The sequence below is a fragment of the Nocardioides candidus genome, assembly GCF_041321175.1.
Lineage (GTDB): Bacteria > Actinomycetota > Actinomycetes > Propionibacteriales > Nocardioidaceae > Nocardioides.
This window is the reverse complement of record NZ_JBGGWC010000001.1, coordinates 499,961-515,225: the sequence shown is the minus strand read 5'-3', so window position 1 is coordinate 515,225 and position 15,265 is coordinate 499,961. Positions and strand designations below refer to the sequence as shown.

At 71.4% G+C, this 15,265-nt stretch carries 14 protein-coding genes; 7 read left to right on the top strand and 7 right to left on the bottom strand.

All coding sequences use genetic code 11. The features are described from left to right. Positions 1 to 36 precede the first annotated feature (36 nt). Positions 37 to 2,355, top strand: a complete 2,319-nt coding sequence (locus ACAX67_RS02540; protein ID WP_370702238.1) for an MMPL family transporter — start codon at positions 37 to 39, stop codon at positions 2,353 to 2,355. A 27-nt stretch (positions 2,356 to 2,382) separates the two neighbouring features. Here ACAX67_RS02540 and ACAX67_RS02535 read toward each other — a convergent pair whose 3' ends face one another. The 3 genes from ACAX67_RS02535 to ACAX67_RS02525 are packed head-to-tail and all read right to left on the bottom strand — an operon-like array spanning position 2,383 to position 4,657. Then, positions 2,383 to 3,522, bottom strand: a complete 1,140-nt coding sequence (locus ACAX67_RS02535; RefSeq protein ID WP_370702237.1) for a GTPase family protein — start codon at positions 3,520 to 3,522, stop codon at positions 2,383 to 2,385. After that, entirely contained in the window at positions 3,522 to 4,016 is a 495-nt protein-coding gene (locus tag ACAX67_RS02530; protein WP_370702236.1) for a glutathione peroxidase, read from the bottom strand. Before ACAX67_RS02530 ends, ACAX67_RS02535 begins: the two co-directional genes overlap by 1 nt. Next, the gene (locus ACAX67_RS02525; RefSeq protein WP_370702235.1) at positions 4,013 to 4,657 is read right to left on the bottom strand and encodes a nitroreductase family protein; all 645 of its coding nucleotides are present in this window, start codon (positions 4,655 to 4,657) and stop codon (positions 4,013 to 4,015) included. The genes ACAX67_RS02530 and ACAX67_RS02525 overlap by 4 nt, the downstream gene beginning before the upstream one ends. Positions 4,658 to 4,742: 85 nt before the next feature. Here ACAX67_RS02525 and ACAX67_RS02520 point away from each other — a divergent pair, with 85 nt between their 5' ends. Further along, entirely contained in the window at positions 4,743 to 6,581 is a 1,839-nt protein-coding gene (locus ACAX67_RS02520) for an MSCRAMM family protein (RefSeq protein WP_370702234.1), read from the top strand. Positions 6,582 to 6,960: 379 nt separating this feature from the next. Here the strand turns inward: ACAX67_RS02520 and ACAX67_RS02515 are convergent, their stop codons facing one another. Further along, positions 6,961 to 8,517 carry a phytoene desaturase family protein gene (locus ACAX67_RS02515; protein ID WP_370702233.1) on the bottom strand — a complete coding sequence of 519 codons (1,557 nt, stop codon included), beginning with the start codon at positions 8,515 to 8,517 and terminating at the stop codon, positions 6,961 to 6,963. A gap of 70 nt (positions 8,518 to 8,587) precedes the next feature. On the opposite strand from ACAX67_RS02515, the gene ACAX67_RS02510 reads away from it, so the two are divergent. Then, positions 8,588 to 9,178, top strand: coding sequence for a TetR/AcrR family transcriptional regulator (locus ACAX67_RS02510; RefSeq protein WP_370702232.1), 591 nt, complete (start codon positions 8,588 to 8,590; stop codon positions 9,176 to 9,178). 33 nt (positions 9,179 to 9,211) lie between these two features. Beyond that, a complete protein-coding gene (locus tag ACAX67_RS02505; RefSeq protein WP_370702231.1) occupies positions 9,212 to 9,751 on the top strand; it encodes a DUF2834 domain-containing protein in 540 nt (179 codons plus the stop codon). On the opposite strand, the gene ACAX67_RS02500 is transcribed toward ACAX67_RS02505, so the two are convergent. Continuing rightward, positions 9,686 to 11,218 (bottom strand): hypothetical protein, encoded by a 1,533-nt coding sequence (locus ACAX67_RS02500; RefSeq protein ID WP_370702230.1) that lies wholly within the window; start codon positions 11,216 to 11,218, stop codon positions 9,686 to 9,688. The genes ACAX67_RS02505 and ACAX67_RS02500 overlap by 66 nt on opposite strands. A 50-nt stretch (positions 11,219 to 11,268) precedes the next feature. Further along, positions 11,269 to 11,691, bottom strand: coding sequence for a VOC family protein (locus ACAX67_RS02495; RefSeq protein ID WP_370702229.1), 423 nt, complete (start codon positions 11,689 to 11,691; stop codon positions 11,269 to 11,271). A gap of 167 nt (positions 11,692 to 11,858) precedes the next feature. Between ACAX67_RS02495 and ACAX67_RS02490 the strand changes: the two genes are divergently transcribed. The 3 genes from ACAX67_RS02490 (at position 11,859) to ACAX67_RS02480 (ending at position 13,787) form a co-directional block, all read left to right on the top strand. Next, positions 11,859 to 12,494: a hypothetical protein gene (locus ACAX67_RS02490; RefSeq protein WP_370702228.1), complete on the top strand. Its 636-nt coding sequence runs from the start codon at positions 11,859 to 11,861 to the stop codon at positions 12,492 to 12,494. Between the two features lie 107 nt (positions 12,495 to 12,601). Continuing rightward, positions 12,602 to 13,288: a hypothetical protein gene (locus tag ACAX67_RS02485; RefSeq protein ID WP_370702227.1), complete on the top strand. Its 687-nt coding sequence runs from the start codon at positions 12,602 to 12,604 to the stop codon at positions 13,286 to 13,288. Positions 13,289 to 13,346: 58 nt separating this feature from the next. Next, positions 13,347 to 13,787, top strand: coding sequence for a hypothetical protein (locus ACAX67_RS02480; RefSeq protein ID WP_370702226.1), 441 nt, complete (start codon positions 13,347 to 13,349; stop codon positions 13,785 to 13,787). Here ACAX67_RS02480 and ACAX67_RS02475 read toward each other — a convergent pair. Next, complete coding sequence (locus ACAX67_RS02475) at positions 13,784 to 15,250, bottom strand: aminopeptidase P family protein (protein WP_370702225.1); 1,467 nt, start codon at positions 15,248 to 15,250, stop codon at positions 13,784 to 13,786. The two genes, ACAX67_RS02480 and ACAX67_RS02475, sit on opposite strands and share 4 nt — an antisense overlap. Between the last annotated feature and the right edge of the window lie 15 nt (positions 15,251 to 15,265).

The window sequence follows — 15,265 nt, the reverse complement described above, 5'->3', positions numbered from 1 at the left end:
CCCGGCAACCCCACCACCCTGGACCGAGGAGACCCCATGGCCCGCCTGCTCTACCGCATCGGCACGACCGCCTTCCGGCGCTGGCCGCTCTTCATCGGCGGCTGGCTGCTGCTCGCCGTCGCCCTCGGCAGCGTCGCCGCCGGCTTCTCCAAGCCGATGGTCGACTCCTTCAGCATCCCCGGCATCCCGTCGGAGAAGGCGGCCGACCTCCAGCAGCAGCTGTTCCCCGACGCCGGCGACGCGTTCGACGACGCGAGCGTCAACGTCGTCGTCGCGGCGCCCGAGGGGCACACGCTCGCCGAGAAGCCGTACGCCGACGACATCGCCGACCTCGTCGCGGCGATCCCGTCCCTCCCGCAGATGAGCGACGCGCCCGACGCCAACCCCGGCCTGGTCGACCCGACCGTCGCCGGGGCCAACGCGCCCCCGGCCTTCAGCCCCCTCTCGAAGGACGGCCGGATCGGCACCCTGTCCTTCACCTGGGACGTCGACACCGTCTCCGACCTGAAGCCGACCACGGTCGAGGCCGCCGAGAAGCTCTTCGCCGAGCACTCCGACCAGGACGGCGACGGGTTCGTCGTCGAGGCCAACGGCCCCGGCATGCAGGCGATGTCGGGTCCGGGCGGCTCGGCCGAGCTCATCGGCATCGGCGTCGCGCTGGTCGTGCTCCTGCTGACCTTCGGCTCCGCCATCGCCGCGGGCATGCCGATCGTCACCGCGGTCTTCGGCGTGGCCCTCGGCGGTCTCGGTGTCACTGCGATGACCGCCGTCACCGACATCGGCAGCAGCACGCCGATGCTCGCCTCGATGATCGGCCTCGCGGTCGGCATCGACTACACGCTCTTCATCCTGGCCCGCTACCGCAACGAGCTGCACCACACCGACGACCGCCAGCACGCGGTCGGCATCGCCGTCGGTACGGCGGGCTCGGCGGTCGTGTTCGCCGGCCTCACCGTGCTCATCGCCCTGTCGGCGCTGGCGATCGTCCGGATCCCCTTCCTCACCGCCATGGGTCTCGCGGCCGCCGCCACGGTGCTCATCGCCGTGCTGGTCGCCCTCACCCTGCTCCCCGCGATCCTCGGCATGCTGAAGTCGTGGACGTTCCGCGGCCGGGTGCGCAAGGACCGCGTCCGGCGCGACGAGCAGGGCATGGTGCTCAACAACGGCGTCCGCTGGGGCCGGCTGGTCGGACGGGCGCCGCTGGCGGTCGTCGTACTCATCGTCATCGGCCTGGGCATCCTGGCCGTCCCGATGAAGGAGATGTACCTCGCCTTCCCGACCGACAGCACCGCTCCCACCGACACCACGCGGCGCCAGGCCTCCGACCTGGTCACCGAGGCCTTCGGTCCGGGACGCGAGGGGCCCCTGCTGATCGTGGTCGACGGGCGGGGCATCGCCGACGACCGGACCCGGCAGGACGCCTTCGACCGGGTCGCCTCGTGGGCGGCCGGGCAGGACGACGTCAAGAGCGCGATGCTCGTCGCCACCAACGCCCCGCTCGACGCCAAGGGCGCACCCGACGGCGTCGGCACCGGCGCGATGATCCAGGTGACCCCTGTCTCCGGGCCCGACGACCCGGCGACGCTCGACCTGCTCGACGCGCTGCGTGACGGCCAGGGCGGCATCGAGGACACCACCGACACCACCATCGGGGTCACCGGGCTCACGGCCATCACCACCGACGTCTCCGACCGGCTGACCGGCGCCCTGCCGATCTACCTGGCGGTCGTCATCGGACTCGCCTTCATCCTGCTGATGCTCGTCTTCCGCTCGATCCTGGTGCCGCTCACCGCGACGCTCGGCTTCCTGCTGTCGGTGCTCGCGACGCTCGGCGCCACCGTGGCGGTCTTCCAGGAGGGCGCCTTCGGGATCTTCGAGGGCCAGCCGATCGTCAGCTTCATGCCGATCTTCCTGATCGGCATGGTGTTCGGGCTGGCCATGGACTACCAGGTGTTCCTGGTGACCCGCATGCGTGAGGCCCACGTCCACGGGCTCTCGACCCGGGAGGCCGTCGTCGACGGCTTCCGCAACAGCGCGCGGGTCGTCGTCGCCGCGGCGACCATCATGACGGCGGTGTTCGCGGGCTTCATGCTCGAGGACGACGCCGTGGTGAAGTCGATGGGCTTCGCCCTCGCCGCCTCGATCATCTTCGACGCGTTCATCGTGCGGATGGCGCTGATCCCGGCCGTGCTCTACCTCCTGGGGGAGAAGGCCTGGTGGCTGCCGAAGTGGCTCGACCGGATCCTGCCGAACGTCGACGTCGAGGGCACCTCGCTCGAGCGCGACTCGGTCCCCGGGACCGTCGGCGACCTCGACGACGACCTCGACAAGGAGCTCTCGCCGGCCGGCGCCTGACCCGTCGGGCGGTCGCCGGGTCCGCCGTCAGCGGGCGCGAATGTCGAGCCGCGCGATCTGGCGCTTGAGCTCGGCGAGGAAGAGCTCGCGGATCTCCTGGCTGCCGGCTGCGGTGTCGACCACCGTCAGCCGGCCCTGGGAGATCTGGGCGCAGACGACCGACCAGGCCGTGCCCATCGCGAGGGTGAAGGTCGACGCGACGGCAGCGTTGATAGTGCCGCCGACCACCGACCCGATGCCCGGGATGAACTTGAGGAGGTTGGTGGCGGCCGAGCGGCCGAGCGTGGTCGCACTGGCGGTCGCCGCGACCGAGGCGATCGCGGCCTTGTCCATCTCGATGCCGTAGACCACGGAGATGCCGGCCATCATCCCGACCTGGATCGGCACCAGCAGCACGGCGTCGGAGAACGGGATCGGCGTCGCGCCCGCGGCGCCGGCGGCCGTCGCCGCGCCCGAGATGATCGCGGTCGCGTGCTCCCGCTTGCGCTTCATGTCGATCTTCTGGGCCGCGGTCAGCGCGCTCCCCACCGCGTCCGGAGCACCTCGAAAGCTGGCATCGAGCAGCTCCTGCAGGCCGTGGCTCGGGTAGCCGGCGAAGTCGTCCGGCTTCGCCATCGTCAGGTGCACCCGACCCTCGAAGATCGGCAGGTCGAGCGCCTCGATCTCCCACTTCAGGGCGAGCGCGTCGGGGTGGTAGTTGTCGCCGACCTTGACGACCTGCGTCATCACGACGATCACCGGCAGCCCGAGGTCGTGGAGCTTGCGGATGAAGCTGGCCTCGGTCTCCTCGAAGCGGCGGTCGTTGGCGCGCACGCAGTACCAGGCCAGGTGCACCTGCTCCTTGACCGGCTGGCGCCGCATGCGCGCGACGTACTCCCCCAGCTCGGTGATGATCTGGTCGGTGTCGATCCCGATCTCGAGGCCGCGGGTGTCGAGGAGCCCGAGGAAGCCGCTGTCGTGGAGGTAGAGGTGCTCCTCGCGCGTGACGGGCTCGCCGATCCCGGTCTCGGCGATCTCCGCGCCGAAGACGGTGTTGATCAGCGTGCTCTTGCCGACCCCGGTCTTGCCGAAGATCGCCAGGTTGAACCGGCCGACCTTCTCGGCGGCGTCGCGCCAGTGCTTCTGGAACTGGTCGCGGAACCAGGCGTCTGCCGGGGAGTCGGGCATTACCGGCCCGGCGCAGACCCCAGGGCCTGCTCGATGTCCGGCCCGATCTTCTCGGGGGTCTTCGTCGGCGCGTAGCGGTCGAGGACCTGCCCGTCGCGGCCCACCAGGAACTTCGTGAAGTTCCACTTGATCTTGCCGCCGAGCAGCCCGGACTGCTCGTCCTTGAGCCAGCGGTAGAGGGGGTGGGCCTGGTCGCCGTTGACGTCGATCTTGCTGAACATCGGGAAGGTCACGCCGTAGCTGCTGTCGCAGAACTCGGCGATCTGCTCCTCCGAGCCCGGCTCCTGGTGGCCGAACTGGTCACACGGGAAGCCCAGCACCGCGAAGCCCTGGTCGGCGTAGCGCTCGTGGAGCTTCTGCAGGCCGGCGTACTGCGGGGTGAAACCGCACTGGGAGGCCGTGTTGACGACGAGCACGACCTTGCCGTCGTACGACGCCAGGTCGATCTCCGTGCCGTCGATGCCGGTGGCCTTGAAGTCGTGGAGGGAGGTCATGGCGCCATCCTCCCAGGTGACCAAGGCGCGCCCCAGGCGTCGCCGTACGCGATCTCGGCCAGGTCCTTGCGCGAGCGGACGCGGCGGTCGCGCTCCTGGTCGCGCTCGGAGACCTCCGCAGGATCGCCGCGGACGCCGACCGCGATGCCGGCGACGAGCTGCCAGTGCGCCGGGCAGCCGAGCCCGTCGGCCACCGCCTCCTTGTCGAAACCCTGGAACTGGTGGGCGTACAGCCCCATCGCGTGCGCCTGGAGCGTCAGGTGCGCGGTGGCCTGACCGGTGCAGTAGAGGTTGACCGCGGGGTCGACCGGCTTCGCGTCGGGCGCGCGGTGGGGGTCGTCCGCGACCTGGGTGAGTGCGAGCAGGACCAGCGAGGCGCGCGGCACCCAGCCGGAGTTGCCGCGACTGAGGTGCGGCACCAGCACCGCGTGCGCGACGCCGCCGCGCTCGCACACGACGTAGCGCCACGGCTGCAGGTTGCCCTGGCTCGGCGCCCACTGCGCCGCGTGGAGCAGCGTGGTGATGTCGTCGGCCGGCAGCCGGTGCGCGGCGTCGAAGACGCTCGGGCTCCAGCGCGACCGGAGGGGCTCGGCGAGGCGCGCGGCCCCCGGCATCGGCGCGTGAAGCGTCTCTTCGGCCATGTCCCCAGTATCCCGGCGCGGTCCATTGCAACCTTTCGGTGCCGGGTCGCGTCCTTCCGCCGCACGACTATGGAAGGAAACCACCGTGACCCCCCGACGCTCCACCCTCCTCGCAGCAGGCCTCGCCACCGCGGTCGCCCCGCTGCTCTCCCTGCCGATCGCCTCGGCCGGCGCACCCGCCGCACCCGCCGACCTCGGCTGGGTGACCGGCACCGTCGTCGACGCCCACGGCGACCCCGTGGAGGGCGCACTCGTCGACGTGCTGCCGCCGCGGGAGATCCCCGAGCTCGGGCTGATCGACGACCACAACGACCGCTGGGCCGTCACCGGCGCCGACGGGAAGTTCCGCGTCCGTCAGGACCAGCAGGGCTTCCTGGTCCAGGTCTGCGACGCCGAGCCCGACGCGGGCGCGACCTGCACGTTCCCGACCGAGGCCGACTACCTGGTCCGCTACGTCGGCCCGGACGGGGCCTTCGACAGCTGGGTCCAGCACACCGACCTCTACGACGGCTCGACGAGCGACCTCTCCCTGGGCCAGGTCGAGGTCCAGCCCCCCGCTCGGATCAAGGGCGTCCTCGAGGGCGCCGAGCACGAGCAGGTGCAGGTGATGCGGCTCAACGACACCGTCGCGCTCAACAGCCAGACCGACGGCGACGGCCGCTTCACGTTCAAGGGCCTCGCGCCCGGCCGCTACTACGTGCGGGCCGGCGGCTACGGCACCCTGCCGTGGCAGTCCGAGCCGGTCACGATCGACGCCACCCACCCCGGCAAGGTGACCGGCACGCTCGAGGGCGGCACCGCACTGGTCGGGAAGGCGTACGACGACGCGACCGGCGCGCCCGCCCGCCGTACCGAGATCTTCCTCGCCAACGGCGAGGGCGAGCCGATCGCGAGCCTGGTCACCGGCCGCAGCGGCACGTTCCGGTTCACCGGACTGGTGCCGGGCGACTACCAGGTCGGCCACCTGCTCCAGGGCGGCGCCTTCGTGCCGCACGTCGAGGACGTCACCATCGGCGAGGAGGCGGAGGTCCACGCCGACGTACCGCTCGTCCGGGGCGCGTCCGCCACGGTGCGGCTGCGCGGCACGGACGGCCGGGTCGACAGCGAGCTGCGCGACAGGCGCGGCAACGTCCTCTACCCCAACCTGCTGCGCGAGGACGGCGTCGCCACCTACCCCGGCCTCGCGCCCGGTCGCTACCGGCTCGTCGTCAAGGACGGCTCCGGCTACGGCGTGCGCGCCTTCCGGGTCCGGGCCGTGAAGACCTATGCCCTGGGCCGGCTGCGGCTCGACCAGCCGCTGCTCACGCTGCGCGGTCGCACCGCCCCGCGCGCGGTGGTCGAGGCGACGACCAGCGACCTCTGCCCGGCCGACTCCGCGTTCGAGCAGGGCGGCTTCCACGAGATCGAGCAGGCCGACGCCTCGGGACGCTACGTCATCCACGGCCTCGTCCCCGGCGAGCACTGGATGATCGGCTCCGACGGGTTCCCCGGCAACTTCGCGGCGATCTGCCACGACGACGTGGTCATCGCGAAGTCGCAGCGCTACGACGTGCCGCTCGCGCCGGGCAACACGCTCACCGGTCGCTTCGTGTACGCCGGCACCGACCGCCCGGTCATCACCAACGTCGGCTACGACGTGACCTATCCCGGCGGCCAGGTCACCAACCCGACCAGCGAGCACCCGACCGTCGCCCACACACGGGGCGCGACGGGCCGGTTCACCGTCACCCGGATCCCTGATGGACCGGCCACCGGTGCGCTCGCCACGACCGGCTACGACGAGGCCTACGGCCCCTCCCTCTGGTACTTCTTCCCGACCCAGGTCGCGACGCCGTACTGGCTCGAGGCGGACCAGGTCGACCTCGACATCACCGGCGACGTCGACCTCGGTGACGTGGAGCTCACCCTCGGCGGTGCCGCCTGAGGGTCGGTGCGGGCGAGCACATCGCCCGCACCGACCGACCCCAGGGCCCCAGGTACGTCACCGGGTCTCGTGACGGTCGCTAGCGCGACCTCCTCGACCAGCGACCGGAGGCACTCGGCCAGTTCCCGCTCGTCGAGTAGTCCGAGCCCCTGGGCGAGGACGTATCGAGACGCCCGCACCCGCCCACCGACCCCAAGGCCCCGGGCACCTCACCGGGTCTCGTGACGGTCGCTAGCGCGACCTCCTCGACCAGCGAACGGAGGGCCCCGGGCACCTCACCGGGTCTCGTGACGGTCGCTAGCGCGACCTCCTCGACCAGCGAACGGAGGGGCCCGGCGAGGCGCTCGACCGGCGCGACCTCCTCGACCGGCAAGGGCTGTCACCGCTCGGCCAGGACGGCCTGGGCGGCGTTGTAGCCGGGGATGAAGGTGATCCCGGGTCCGCCATAGCAGCCGGCGCTGCCGAGGTGGAGGCCGGCGATGCCGTGCGGTTGGTCGAGGTAGCCGTCCGGGCCGGGTCGGTACTGGCCCAGCAGGTCGGGGTGGATCAGCCCGTGGCAGTAGTCCCCGCCAGGCGCGCCGAACATCGTCCCCATGTGCTTCGGCGTGAACGTCGTGTGCTTGAGGATCAGGCTCTCGAAGCCGGGGGCGAACCGGCTGATCCGGTCGATGACCCGCTGACCCATCTCGGCCTTGAGCCGGGCGTACTCGCCCGGGTCCTCCTCCACCGGGAACCACAGTGCGAAGGCCGAGGCGGCTGCCTTCCCCGGCGGGCACAGGTCGGGATCGGCGGCCGACGGGATCTGGAACGCCACCGCCGGCTCGGCCGGCACGATCCCCCGCCTGCTGTCCTCGAACTGCCGCTGGAGCACCTCCGGCGGCTGGAAGAACCCGATGGCGCTCTGCATCGTGGGGTCGTTGAGGAACTCGTACGGCGCAGCGAACTCCGGCACCCCGTCGAGAGCGAAGTGCATCTGCACGTAGCTGCCGCGGTGGTCGATCCGGGCGAGACGGGCGCTGAGCTCGGGGCTGATCGAGCCGGCGGTGACGAGAGAGCTGAGCGTCAGGTCGGGCGCGACCGCCGACACGACGGTCGACGCCTCGATGCGCTCGCCGTCGGCGAGCACCACCCCGGTCACCCGCCCGTCGACCACCGCGATCTCGCCCACCGCCGCGTCGAGGCGCACCTCGCCGCCCGCGGCGACCAGCTGCTCCTCGAGGTGCTGGGTGAGCACGCCGATGCCGCCCTTGAGCTTCTTGGTGAGCACGGTGTTCTCGTCGGGAACCGCCATCCCGAACGCGAGCCCCGCCGCACTTCCCGGCGACGACGGGCCGCGATAGGTGGAGTTCACCGCGAGGAAGGCGAGCATCCCGCGCAGCGCCGCGTGCTTCTCCTTGTCGGGGAGGTAGCGGTCGAGCACGTCGGTGCACGATCCGAAGAGCATCTCGGTGATGCTGCTGCGCTCGGCGTCGGTGGTCGCGCAGGCGTACATCTCGTCGAGCGTCTTCGGCCGGGTGCCCTGCTCGAAACGGCCGAGCGCCCGGGTCGGTGCGGCACTCCAGCCGAGCAGCTCGGCCATGCCGAGCACCACCTCGAGGCCGTGCACCTGCTCCATGTGGACGGCGGCCGCGACGAGGTCGGTGTAGTAGACGAGCGGGGTGGTCGTCTCGTCGACGAGGGAGACCGACATGACCTCGAGGTCCACCTGCGGCAGGGTGTCGAGACCGAGCTCCTTGCTGACGACGGCCGAGGTCGGCAGCTGCACCGACCCGGCGATCTCGAACCGGTAGCCGTCGAAGAGCTCGACGGTGGAGGCCATGCCACCCGTGTACCGCTTGGCCTCGAGCACCAGGGTGCGCAGGCCGGCCTGCTGGAGGAGGGTCGCTGCGGTCAGCCCGTTGTGGCCGGCACCGACCACGATCACGTCGTACGCCATCCGGCGAGGCTGGCAGGCTCACCGACGTTTCGTCAATAGTGACGAAACGTCTCGGCGCTAACCTTCCGCCATGGCCACGCCCCCGCAGACCGTCCGCAGCGAGCGCACCCGCGCCGCGTTGCGGAGGGCGGCGACGGTGCGGTTCCTGGCCCAAGGGGTCGAGGCGACGTCGGCGGAGGAGATCGCCGCCGACGCGGGCGTCACGCTCCGCACGTTCTACCGCCACTTCAACTCCAAGCACGACCTGCTCTTCGCCGACTACGACTCCGGGCTCCAGTGGTTCCGCAAGGCGCTGGCCGAGCGGCCCGACGGAGAGGAGGTGGTCGCCTCGGTGCAGGCGGCGATCTTTGCCTTCCCGTACGACGTCGAGGCGGTCACCCAGATCGCGAACCTGCGCGTCGACGCCCTCGATCCGAGCCGGATCGTCCAGCACATGCGGCAGGTGCAGTCCGACTTCGCGCACGCCCTGCTCGACCACCTCCACCGCCGGCACCCGGCCGCCGACGAGCTGGGGACCACGGTCGCCGCGCGATCGATCACCGCGGCCGTCTTCGCCGCGATGGAGGTCTGGCTGCGCTCCCCCGACCGGTCGCTTCCCGAGCTGGCCCGGCTCAGCCGCGAAGCGCTGGAGGTACTGGCTCCGATCTTTCGTCACTATTGACATAACTGCATCACGGAGGCGAGAGTCGCGCCCATGGTGTCCCTGGTGGTCCACGCCGTCCTGGGAGTGGCCGTGGTGGTCTGGATCGTCCGGGCCAACCCAGCGATCTTCCACCGCCCCGCGTCCGGCCCGGCGTTCTCGGGCCTGGAGCTGCTCTACCTCGCGATCGGCGTCGGGTCGGTCGCCCTCGGGTGGTACTTCAACATCCGGTTCGTCCTCGACTACGGACCGGACCAGGCCGTCTTCAACCCGATCTGGGGCGACGGCAGCTGGGCGCAGTACATCGACCTGATGTTCGCGAATCCCGCCGCCGCGTCCGCCGGGCAGGACTACACGATCGGCAACGTCGTGCTGCTCCCCCTGATGACGATCATCGACGGCCGCCGGCGCGGGCTCGCCCGCCCGTGGCTGTTCTTCGTGGCCACCCTCTTCACCAGCTTCGCCTTCGGCTGGGCGTTCTACCTCGCCACCGTGGAGCGGCAGCGGCGCCTGGCAGGGGCGTCGGCGCTACCGGTCGGCGACGCGGACGACGCCACCCACCGTGCCGACGTAGGCCGCTCCGTCGGGACCTAGGCTGACCGCGGCGTAGTGGTTGTCGTAGAGCAGTCCTGAGCCGACGTACCGGCTCCAGACCTGACGGCCCGACCGCAGCGAGAAGGCGGTGAGGTACCACGCGTCCGGGGCCAGTGCGCTCAGCGGGAGCGGCAGCCGGTAGGCCAGCTCGCCCGCGGCCGGGTGGGTGTAGGCGTAGACCAGCCCGGAGCCCATCGACGCCTTCGAGACCGAGGAGGGCACCCGCGCCGTGGTGTTGCTCCACGCGACGTGGCAGCCACCGCCGTTGTAGTCGACCGCGACCTTGACGATCCCGGGCGTCGTCGTCGGCTGCCGCAGCGCGAGCTTCTCCAGCTCGTAGCCGTAGTTGTTCTCGGCGATGAGGCCGCCCGGCACCGAGATCAGGCTGTTCTCGTCGGCGCCCTCGCCCGCAGGGAAGACCGGCTGCTCGCAGACCGGGTCCGCCCCGGGCCCGGCCTTCCCGCGCTTGAACACGAGCACGTTCATCTGCGGGTCGGCGTTGTCGGTGATCGCGATCCACCCGCCCGAGGGCAGGCTCGCGCGGCCGATCAGCGTCGGCGTCGTGCCGCTGCCCTGGGAGACCTGGCTCGGCTTCACGCGGGTGCCGCGGTCGTAGGTCTTGCGCCAGGTGGCGCGGGGCTGGTCGCCGACCACGTCGAAGCGGTAGAGCGCCCGGTCGGAGACCACGAACACCCCGCCCGACTCGTCGATCGCGAAGCTGTTGGCGATCACCTCCCCGAGCAGGCGGCGGGTGCGGATCTCGCCGCGCAGGCCGACGTAGCCGACCGTCCCCTCCTGGGTGACGAACCAGATCCGGTCCGACCAGTCCGGCAGCACGCTCTGGATCCGCTGGGTGCCGATCGTCCCGCTCAGGTCGACCTCCCGATCGACCACGAAGCGATCGCCGACCAGGCGCAGCCACAGCACGTGGTTCTCGGCCGTGGAGACCACGAGCCGGCCGCGGTCGTCGAGGTAGAAGTACCCGCCCGAGAAGTTCGACGTGTCGGGCAGCAGGCCCCGGTCGCGCCTCGGGAGCCGGTAGGTCGCGATCTCCGCGAGCGTGTCGGGGTCGAGCGCCCTGACCTGTGGGTCGCCCACGCCGATGCAGACGGTGAGCGCGGTGCCGTCGGGCAGGAAGGAGAGCGAGGAGCAGTCGCGGACCAGGGAGCTCGTCGAGCTGACGACGAGGTCGGGCCCGGTCGGGCCGGCCCGGTCGTAGGTGTCGGTCTGGTAGGCGTCGTTGTGGATGATCGAGTCGCTGCCTGCCGCCATGAAGGGGTGCTGGGGCACCGCCGGCCGGTGCTGGGCGGGCTCGGTGGACGCAGCGCCCTGGAACGGTTGGAGCAGCGCTCCCCGCGGGTCGTCCGGGATCGGTACGGCGGGCCGCGCCGAGCCCGCGGGCGCCCCGACCGCGGGCGCGGCGACCGCCAACGCGACGAGAGCGGTCAGGGTCGCTGCGATCCTCATGCAGGGGCAACGCCCCGCGTGGCGGCCCGGTTATGCCGCCCGCCGCGGAGTCAGGCGGCGCTGCCGCCGATGTTGACCAGCCAGGCGATGCCGAACTTGTCGGTCACCATCCCGAACTCGTCGCCCCAGACCTGCTCCTCCAGCGGCATCGTCACCGTGCCGTCCTCCGCGAGCTTGTCCCAGTAGCCGCGCACGGCCTCGGCGTCCTGCCCGTCGCCGGACAGGCTGATCGTGATCTGCGAGCCGGGCGTGAACTCCATGCCGTCGGGGGTGTCGGACGCCATCAGCGTGAACCCGGCGGGCGTGGTGAGCTGGCTGTGCATCACCAGGTCGGCGCCCTCGGCGTACTCCTCGCCGCCGTAGTCCCCGAAGGCGCTGATCGTCAGCTCACCGCCGAAGACCTCGCGGTAGAACTCCATCGCGGAGCGGCAGGTGTCCTTGAAGCTGATGTAGGGGTTGAGGAGGGATCCCATGGCGACAACCTAGGGCGTGCCACGGAGGAGCGGTACCTCCTGCGAGCGATCTCGAACCTCGAATCGGTGGTGCCGAGGCGTTGGGTGCGTAGTGATCGCGGATGTAGCGAGCGCGTCGCTCGGACAGGTTGGTGGTCACGAACCCCCCACCACCGAAGGACACAGCGATGAACGTCAAGAAGAGCCTCACCTACTCCAACCTCACCTCCTCCGTGGCCCTCGTCCTCGCCCTCAGCGGCGTGGGCGGCGCGGCCTACGCGGCCGGCCTGGCCGTCAACTCCGTCGGCTCGCCGCAGATCAAGGACGGCCAGGTCAAGACGGCCGACCTCGGCAAGGACGCGGTCACCTCCAACAAGGTCAAGACCGGCGGTCTCACCCTCAGCGACCTCAACGCCCCGGCCCGCAAGGCGCTCACGGCCGACGCCTACTTCGACGACCTGGCGTTCCACAACATCAGCTCCGGCGACCCGGACCACACGATCTTCGAGCTGACCGTCCCGGCGGGCAACTACCTCGTCTCCGCGTCCGCCGACGTCACCAACACCGGCGGCGACACCAACGACTTCACCTGCTCGATCACGCAGCCGATCGGGAGCGAGCTGAGCCGCACCGTCTCGACCTCGGAGGTACGAGTGGCGACCGGTGGCGACCTCGGCACGATCAGCCTCGACGGCTTGGCCGTGGACACCGACGAGCCGATCGTGCTCACCCTGACGTGCGAGGGCCAGCAGTCGCCGTACTCCGGCAAGGTCGAGCACCCGAGCATCGTCGCCGTCGAGCTCGGGACCGCCACCGAGAAGTAGGCGTCACCGACCGGTTGTCATCGTCGGCGTGGGCCAGGGCCCGGGCCGGCGATGACGACTCTGCGTTTTCCGGTGCACCGCGACGGGAGACGACCTACGGTGGCGCGATGGGTTGGAAGGACGTCGCGCGACGCGCATCGAAGTGGGCCGATGACAAGATCGAGGCAGGGAGCAACGAGGCGGTCACCTCGTTCCTCGAGAAGGTGCTGCCGCCCGACCTGGCCGAGAAGGTCACCGAGAACCGGCCGGAGAACGTCGCCGCCCGGAAGGCCGAGCGCGACGCGCAGGAGGAGTCCGAGCGTCGGCAGCGCCTCGCCGAGATGACCGCGGGCGGCGCGACCGCCCAGCTGGTGCTGACGCTCAGCGGCGGGGAGTCCGGCACCTTGAGCGTGACCCTGCCGTGCGAGCGCTCCGAGGAGCACCCCGAGCAGGAGGAGGGCGAGGAGGGGCCGCCGCCGCTGGGTTGGTACCGCGTCCGCCTGGAGGCGCCCGACCCGCTGCCGGTGGGATCGACCTCGCTGGCCGAGCTCTCGCTCGCCGTACCGGACTTCCGAGGCCCGGGTCACTACGACCTCGCCGTCCTCGCCGAGCGTGGCGACAACGGCGACATCCAGACCTGGGACGCCCTCGAGATGTACCTCAACCCGACGGGCGAGGCCGACGACCGGACCTGGTACGTCGACGTGTACGGCGAGCGGCCGGTCATCGACGTCACGCCCACCTCGATCACTTTCGACCTGCCGATGGGGTCGGCGGTCAACAACATCCGGGCGAGCGGGACCGTCACCTGGTGAAGCGGCCGTCCGGGGTGCAGACCTTCCCAGGACGGCGCCGCACACGCATACTTCTACGGTGACCAGCGCCTACCTGCGCAGGCTCGTCCTCGGGTCCACGGCCCTGCTCCTCCTCGTCCTCGGCCTTGTTGCGGCTCCGTCAGCGCAGGCCGCCACCGACCCCGGCGTCGCCCAGGCCAGGAACACCTACCTCGCCGCCGTCGCCGACGACGACGCTGCCGTGGCGGCCCTGGCGACCGCGACCACCGGCCGCGATGCCGCGCGCGACAACGTGGCCTCCGCGCTCGGCACGCTGCGCAGCGCGACGGCCTCCTACCTCGCCGACCCGACCCCGTCGACGCGGGACGCCCGCTACGTCGCGAACTACCAGCTCGGTGACGCCAAGATGGCCTACTCCCAGGCGCGTCTCGACTACGCCTCGGCCAGGGACACCCGTGTCGGCACGCTCGCCGCGCGCCAGAGTGCGCTCGCCGCCTACCGGGCCGCCCTCGGGGGCTAGCCCGCCCCGTCCTCCCGCGAGAGCCCGCCCTGCCGGGCCATCCAGGCCTCGAGGCCGGAGGCGCTGAGCGGCAGTGCGTCGCTGAGGACGTCGATGCCCTCGTCCGTGACGAGCACGTCGTCCTCGATCCGCACGCCGATCCCCCTCAGCTCCGGCGGCACCGCGAGGTCGTGGGCGTGGAAGTAGAGGCCGGGCTCGACGGTCATCACCATCCCCGGGACGAGGGTGGCTCCCTGGTAGGCGTCGTAGCTGGCCCGGGCACAGTCGTGGACGTCGAGCCCGAGGTGGTGGCCGATGCCGCACACCAGCCAGCGGCGGTGCTGCTGGCCGTCGGGGGCGAGCGCCTCGTCGACCGAGACCGGCAGGATCCCCCAGTCAGCGAGTCCCTGGGCGATCACCTCCATGCTCGCGGTGAAGAAGTCCGAGAACGACCGGCCGGGACCCACTGCCGCAAGGCTCGCGCGATGCGCCTTCTCGACCAGGTCGTGGACCTCGCGCTGGACGGGCGAGAACGTCCCCGCGACCGGGAACGTCCGCGTCACGTCGGCGGTGTAGTAGGAGTCCACCTCCACGCCCATGTCCATCAGCACGAGCTCGCCGGGGACGAGGGGCCCGTCCGCCCGCTCCCAGTGGAGGGTCGCCGCGTGCGAGCCGGCGCCGACGATCGTGCTGTAGCCCGGGCGGTTCCCGTAGGTGCGGGCCGCCCTGTCGAACGTCCCCTGCAGCCACCGCTCGCCACCGCGCTGCGTCGCGGTCGGGATCTGGCCCACCGTCTCGACGAATCCCTGGATCGTCGCGTCGACGGCGCTCCGGAGCTGGTCGATCTCGAACGGGTCCTTCACCATGCGCAGCTCCGCCAGGGTGCGCTCGAGCTCCGCCGACCGGGGCAGTCCCGAGACGCCCTCGGGGCGATCGGGATGGCCGGCGAGGAGCGGTCCGTCGAGACGGGCGACAGCACGCCGGAGCTCCTCCAGGTCCCGGACCTCGAGGTCGAGGGCGGCGGACCACTCCGCCAGCCCCGGCGCCGCGCCCACCCAGAGCTCGCCCCGCCCGGCGTCGTCGTAGAAGGAGGGGTGCCCGGGGTAGAACGGCGCCGGCAGGTACAACACGGCGTCGTGGCCGCCCTGCACCGGGGTCATCACCAGGACCGCGTCCTCCGCCCCGCAACCGGTCAGCCACATGAAGCTGCTGTCGGCCCGGAAGTCGTGGTCGCAGTCGTTGGCGCGGACCTGCGCCCGCCCTCCGGCGACGACGAGGGCCTGCCCGGCGTACTGCTCGCCGAGACGTGCGCGGTGGTCCGCGGCGGCGGCAGGTGCCCCGTCGACGACGACCGGCGTGCGGTCCGGGCTTCCCCAGTCGCGCGCGATGAACTCGTTGAAGCCGTGGGCGCCCGTGAGGCTCGGCGTCCTGGGATCGCCTTCCGGCCTGGGCATCGACCGTGCCTTGACGGACGTCTCGCTCATGTTCTCCTCCTTGTT

Coding starts and splice junctions, on each gene's coding strand:
- ACAX67_RS02540 (WP_370702238.1), top strand. CDS start 37: ATGGCCCGCCTGCTCTACCGCATCGGCACGACCGCCTTCCGGCGCTGG.
- ACAX67_RS02535 (WP_370702237.1), bottom strand. CDS start 3,522: ATGCCCGACTCCCCGGCAGACGCCTGGTTCCGCGACCAGTTCCAGAAG.
- ACAX67_RS02530 (WP_370702236.1), bottom strand. CDS start 4,016: ATGACCTCCCTCCACGACTTCAAGGCCACCGGCATCGACGGCACGGAG.
- ACAX67_RS02525 (WP_370702235.1), bottom strand. CDS start 4,657: ATGGCCGAAGAGACGCTTCACGCGCCGATGCCGGGGGCCGCGCGCCTC.
- ACAX67_RS02515 (WP_370702233.1), bottom strand. CDS start 8,517: ATGGCGTACGACGTGATCGTGGTCGGTGCCGGCCACAACGGGCTGACC.
- ACAX67_RS02510 (WP_370702232.1), top strand. CDS start 8,588: ATGGCCACGCCCCCGCAGACCGTCCGCAGCGAGCGCACCCGCGCCGCG.
- ACAX67_RS02505 (WP_370702231.1), top strand. CDS start 9,212: ATGGTGTCCCTGGTGGTCCACGCCGTCCTGGGAGTGGCCGTGGTGGTC.
- ACAX67_RS02500 (WP_370702230.1), bottom strand. CDS start 11,218: ATGAGGATCGCAGCGACCCTGACCGCTCTCGTCGCGTTGGCGGTCGCC.
- ACAX67_RS02495 (WP_370702229.1), bottom strand. CDS start 11,691: ATGGGATCCCTCCTCAACCCCTACATCAGCTTCAAGGACACCTGCCGC.
- ACAX67_RS02490 (WP_370702228.1), top strand. CDS start 11,859: ATGAACGTCAAGAAGAGCCTCACCTACTCCAACCTCACCTCCTCCGTG.
- ACAX67_RS02485 (WP_370702227.1), top strand. CDS start 12,602: ATGGGTTGGAAGGACGTCGCGCGACGCGCATCGAAGTGGGCCGATGAC.
- ACAX67_RS02475 (WP_370702225.1), bottom strand. CDS start 15,250: ATGAGCGAGACGTCCGTCAAGGCACGGTCGATGCCCAGGCCGGAAGGC.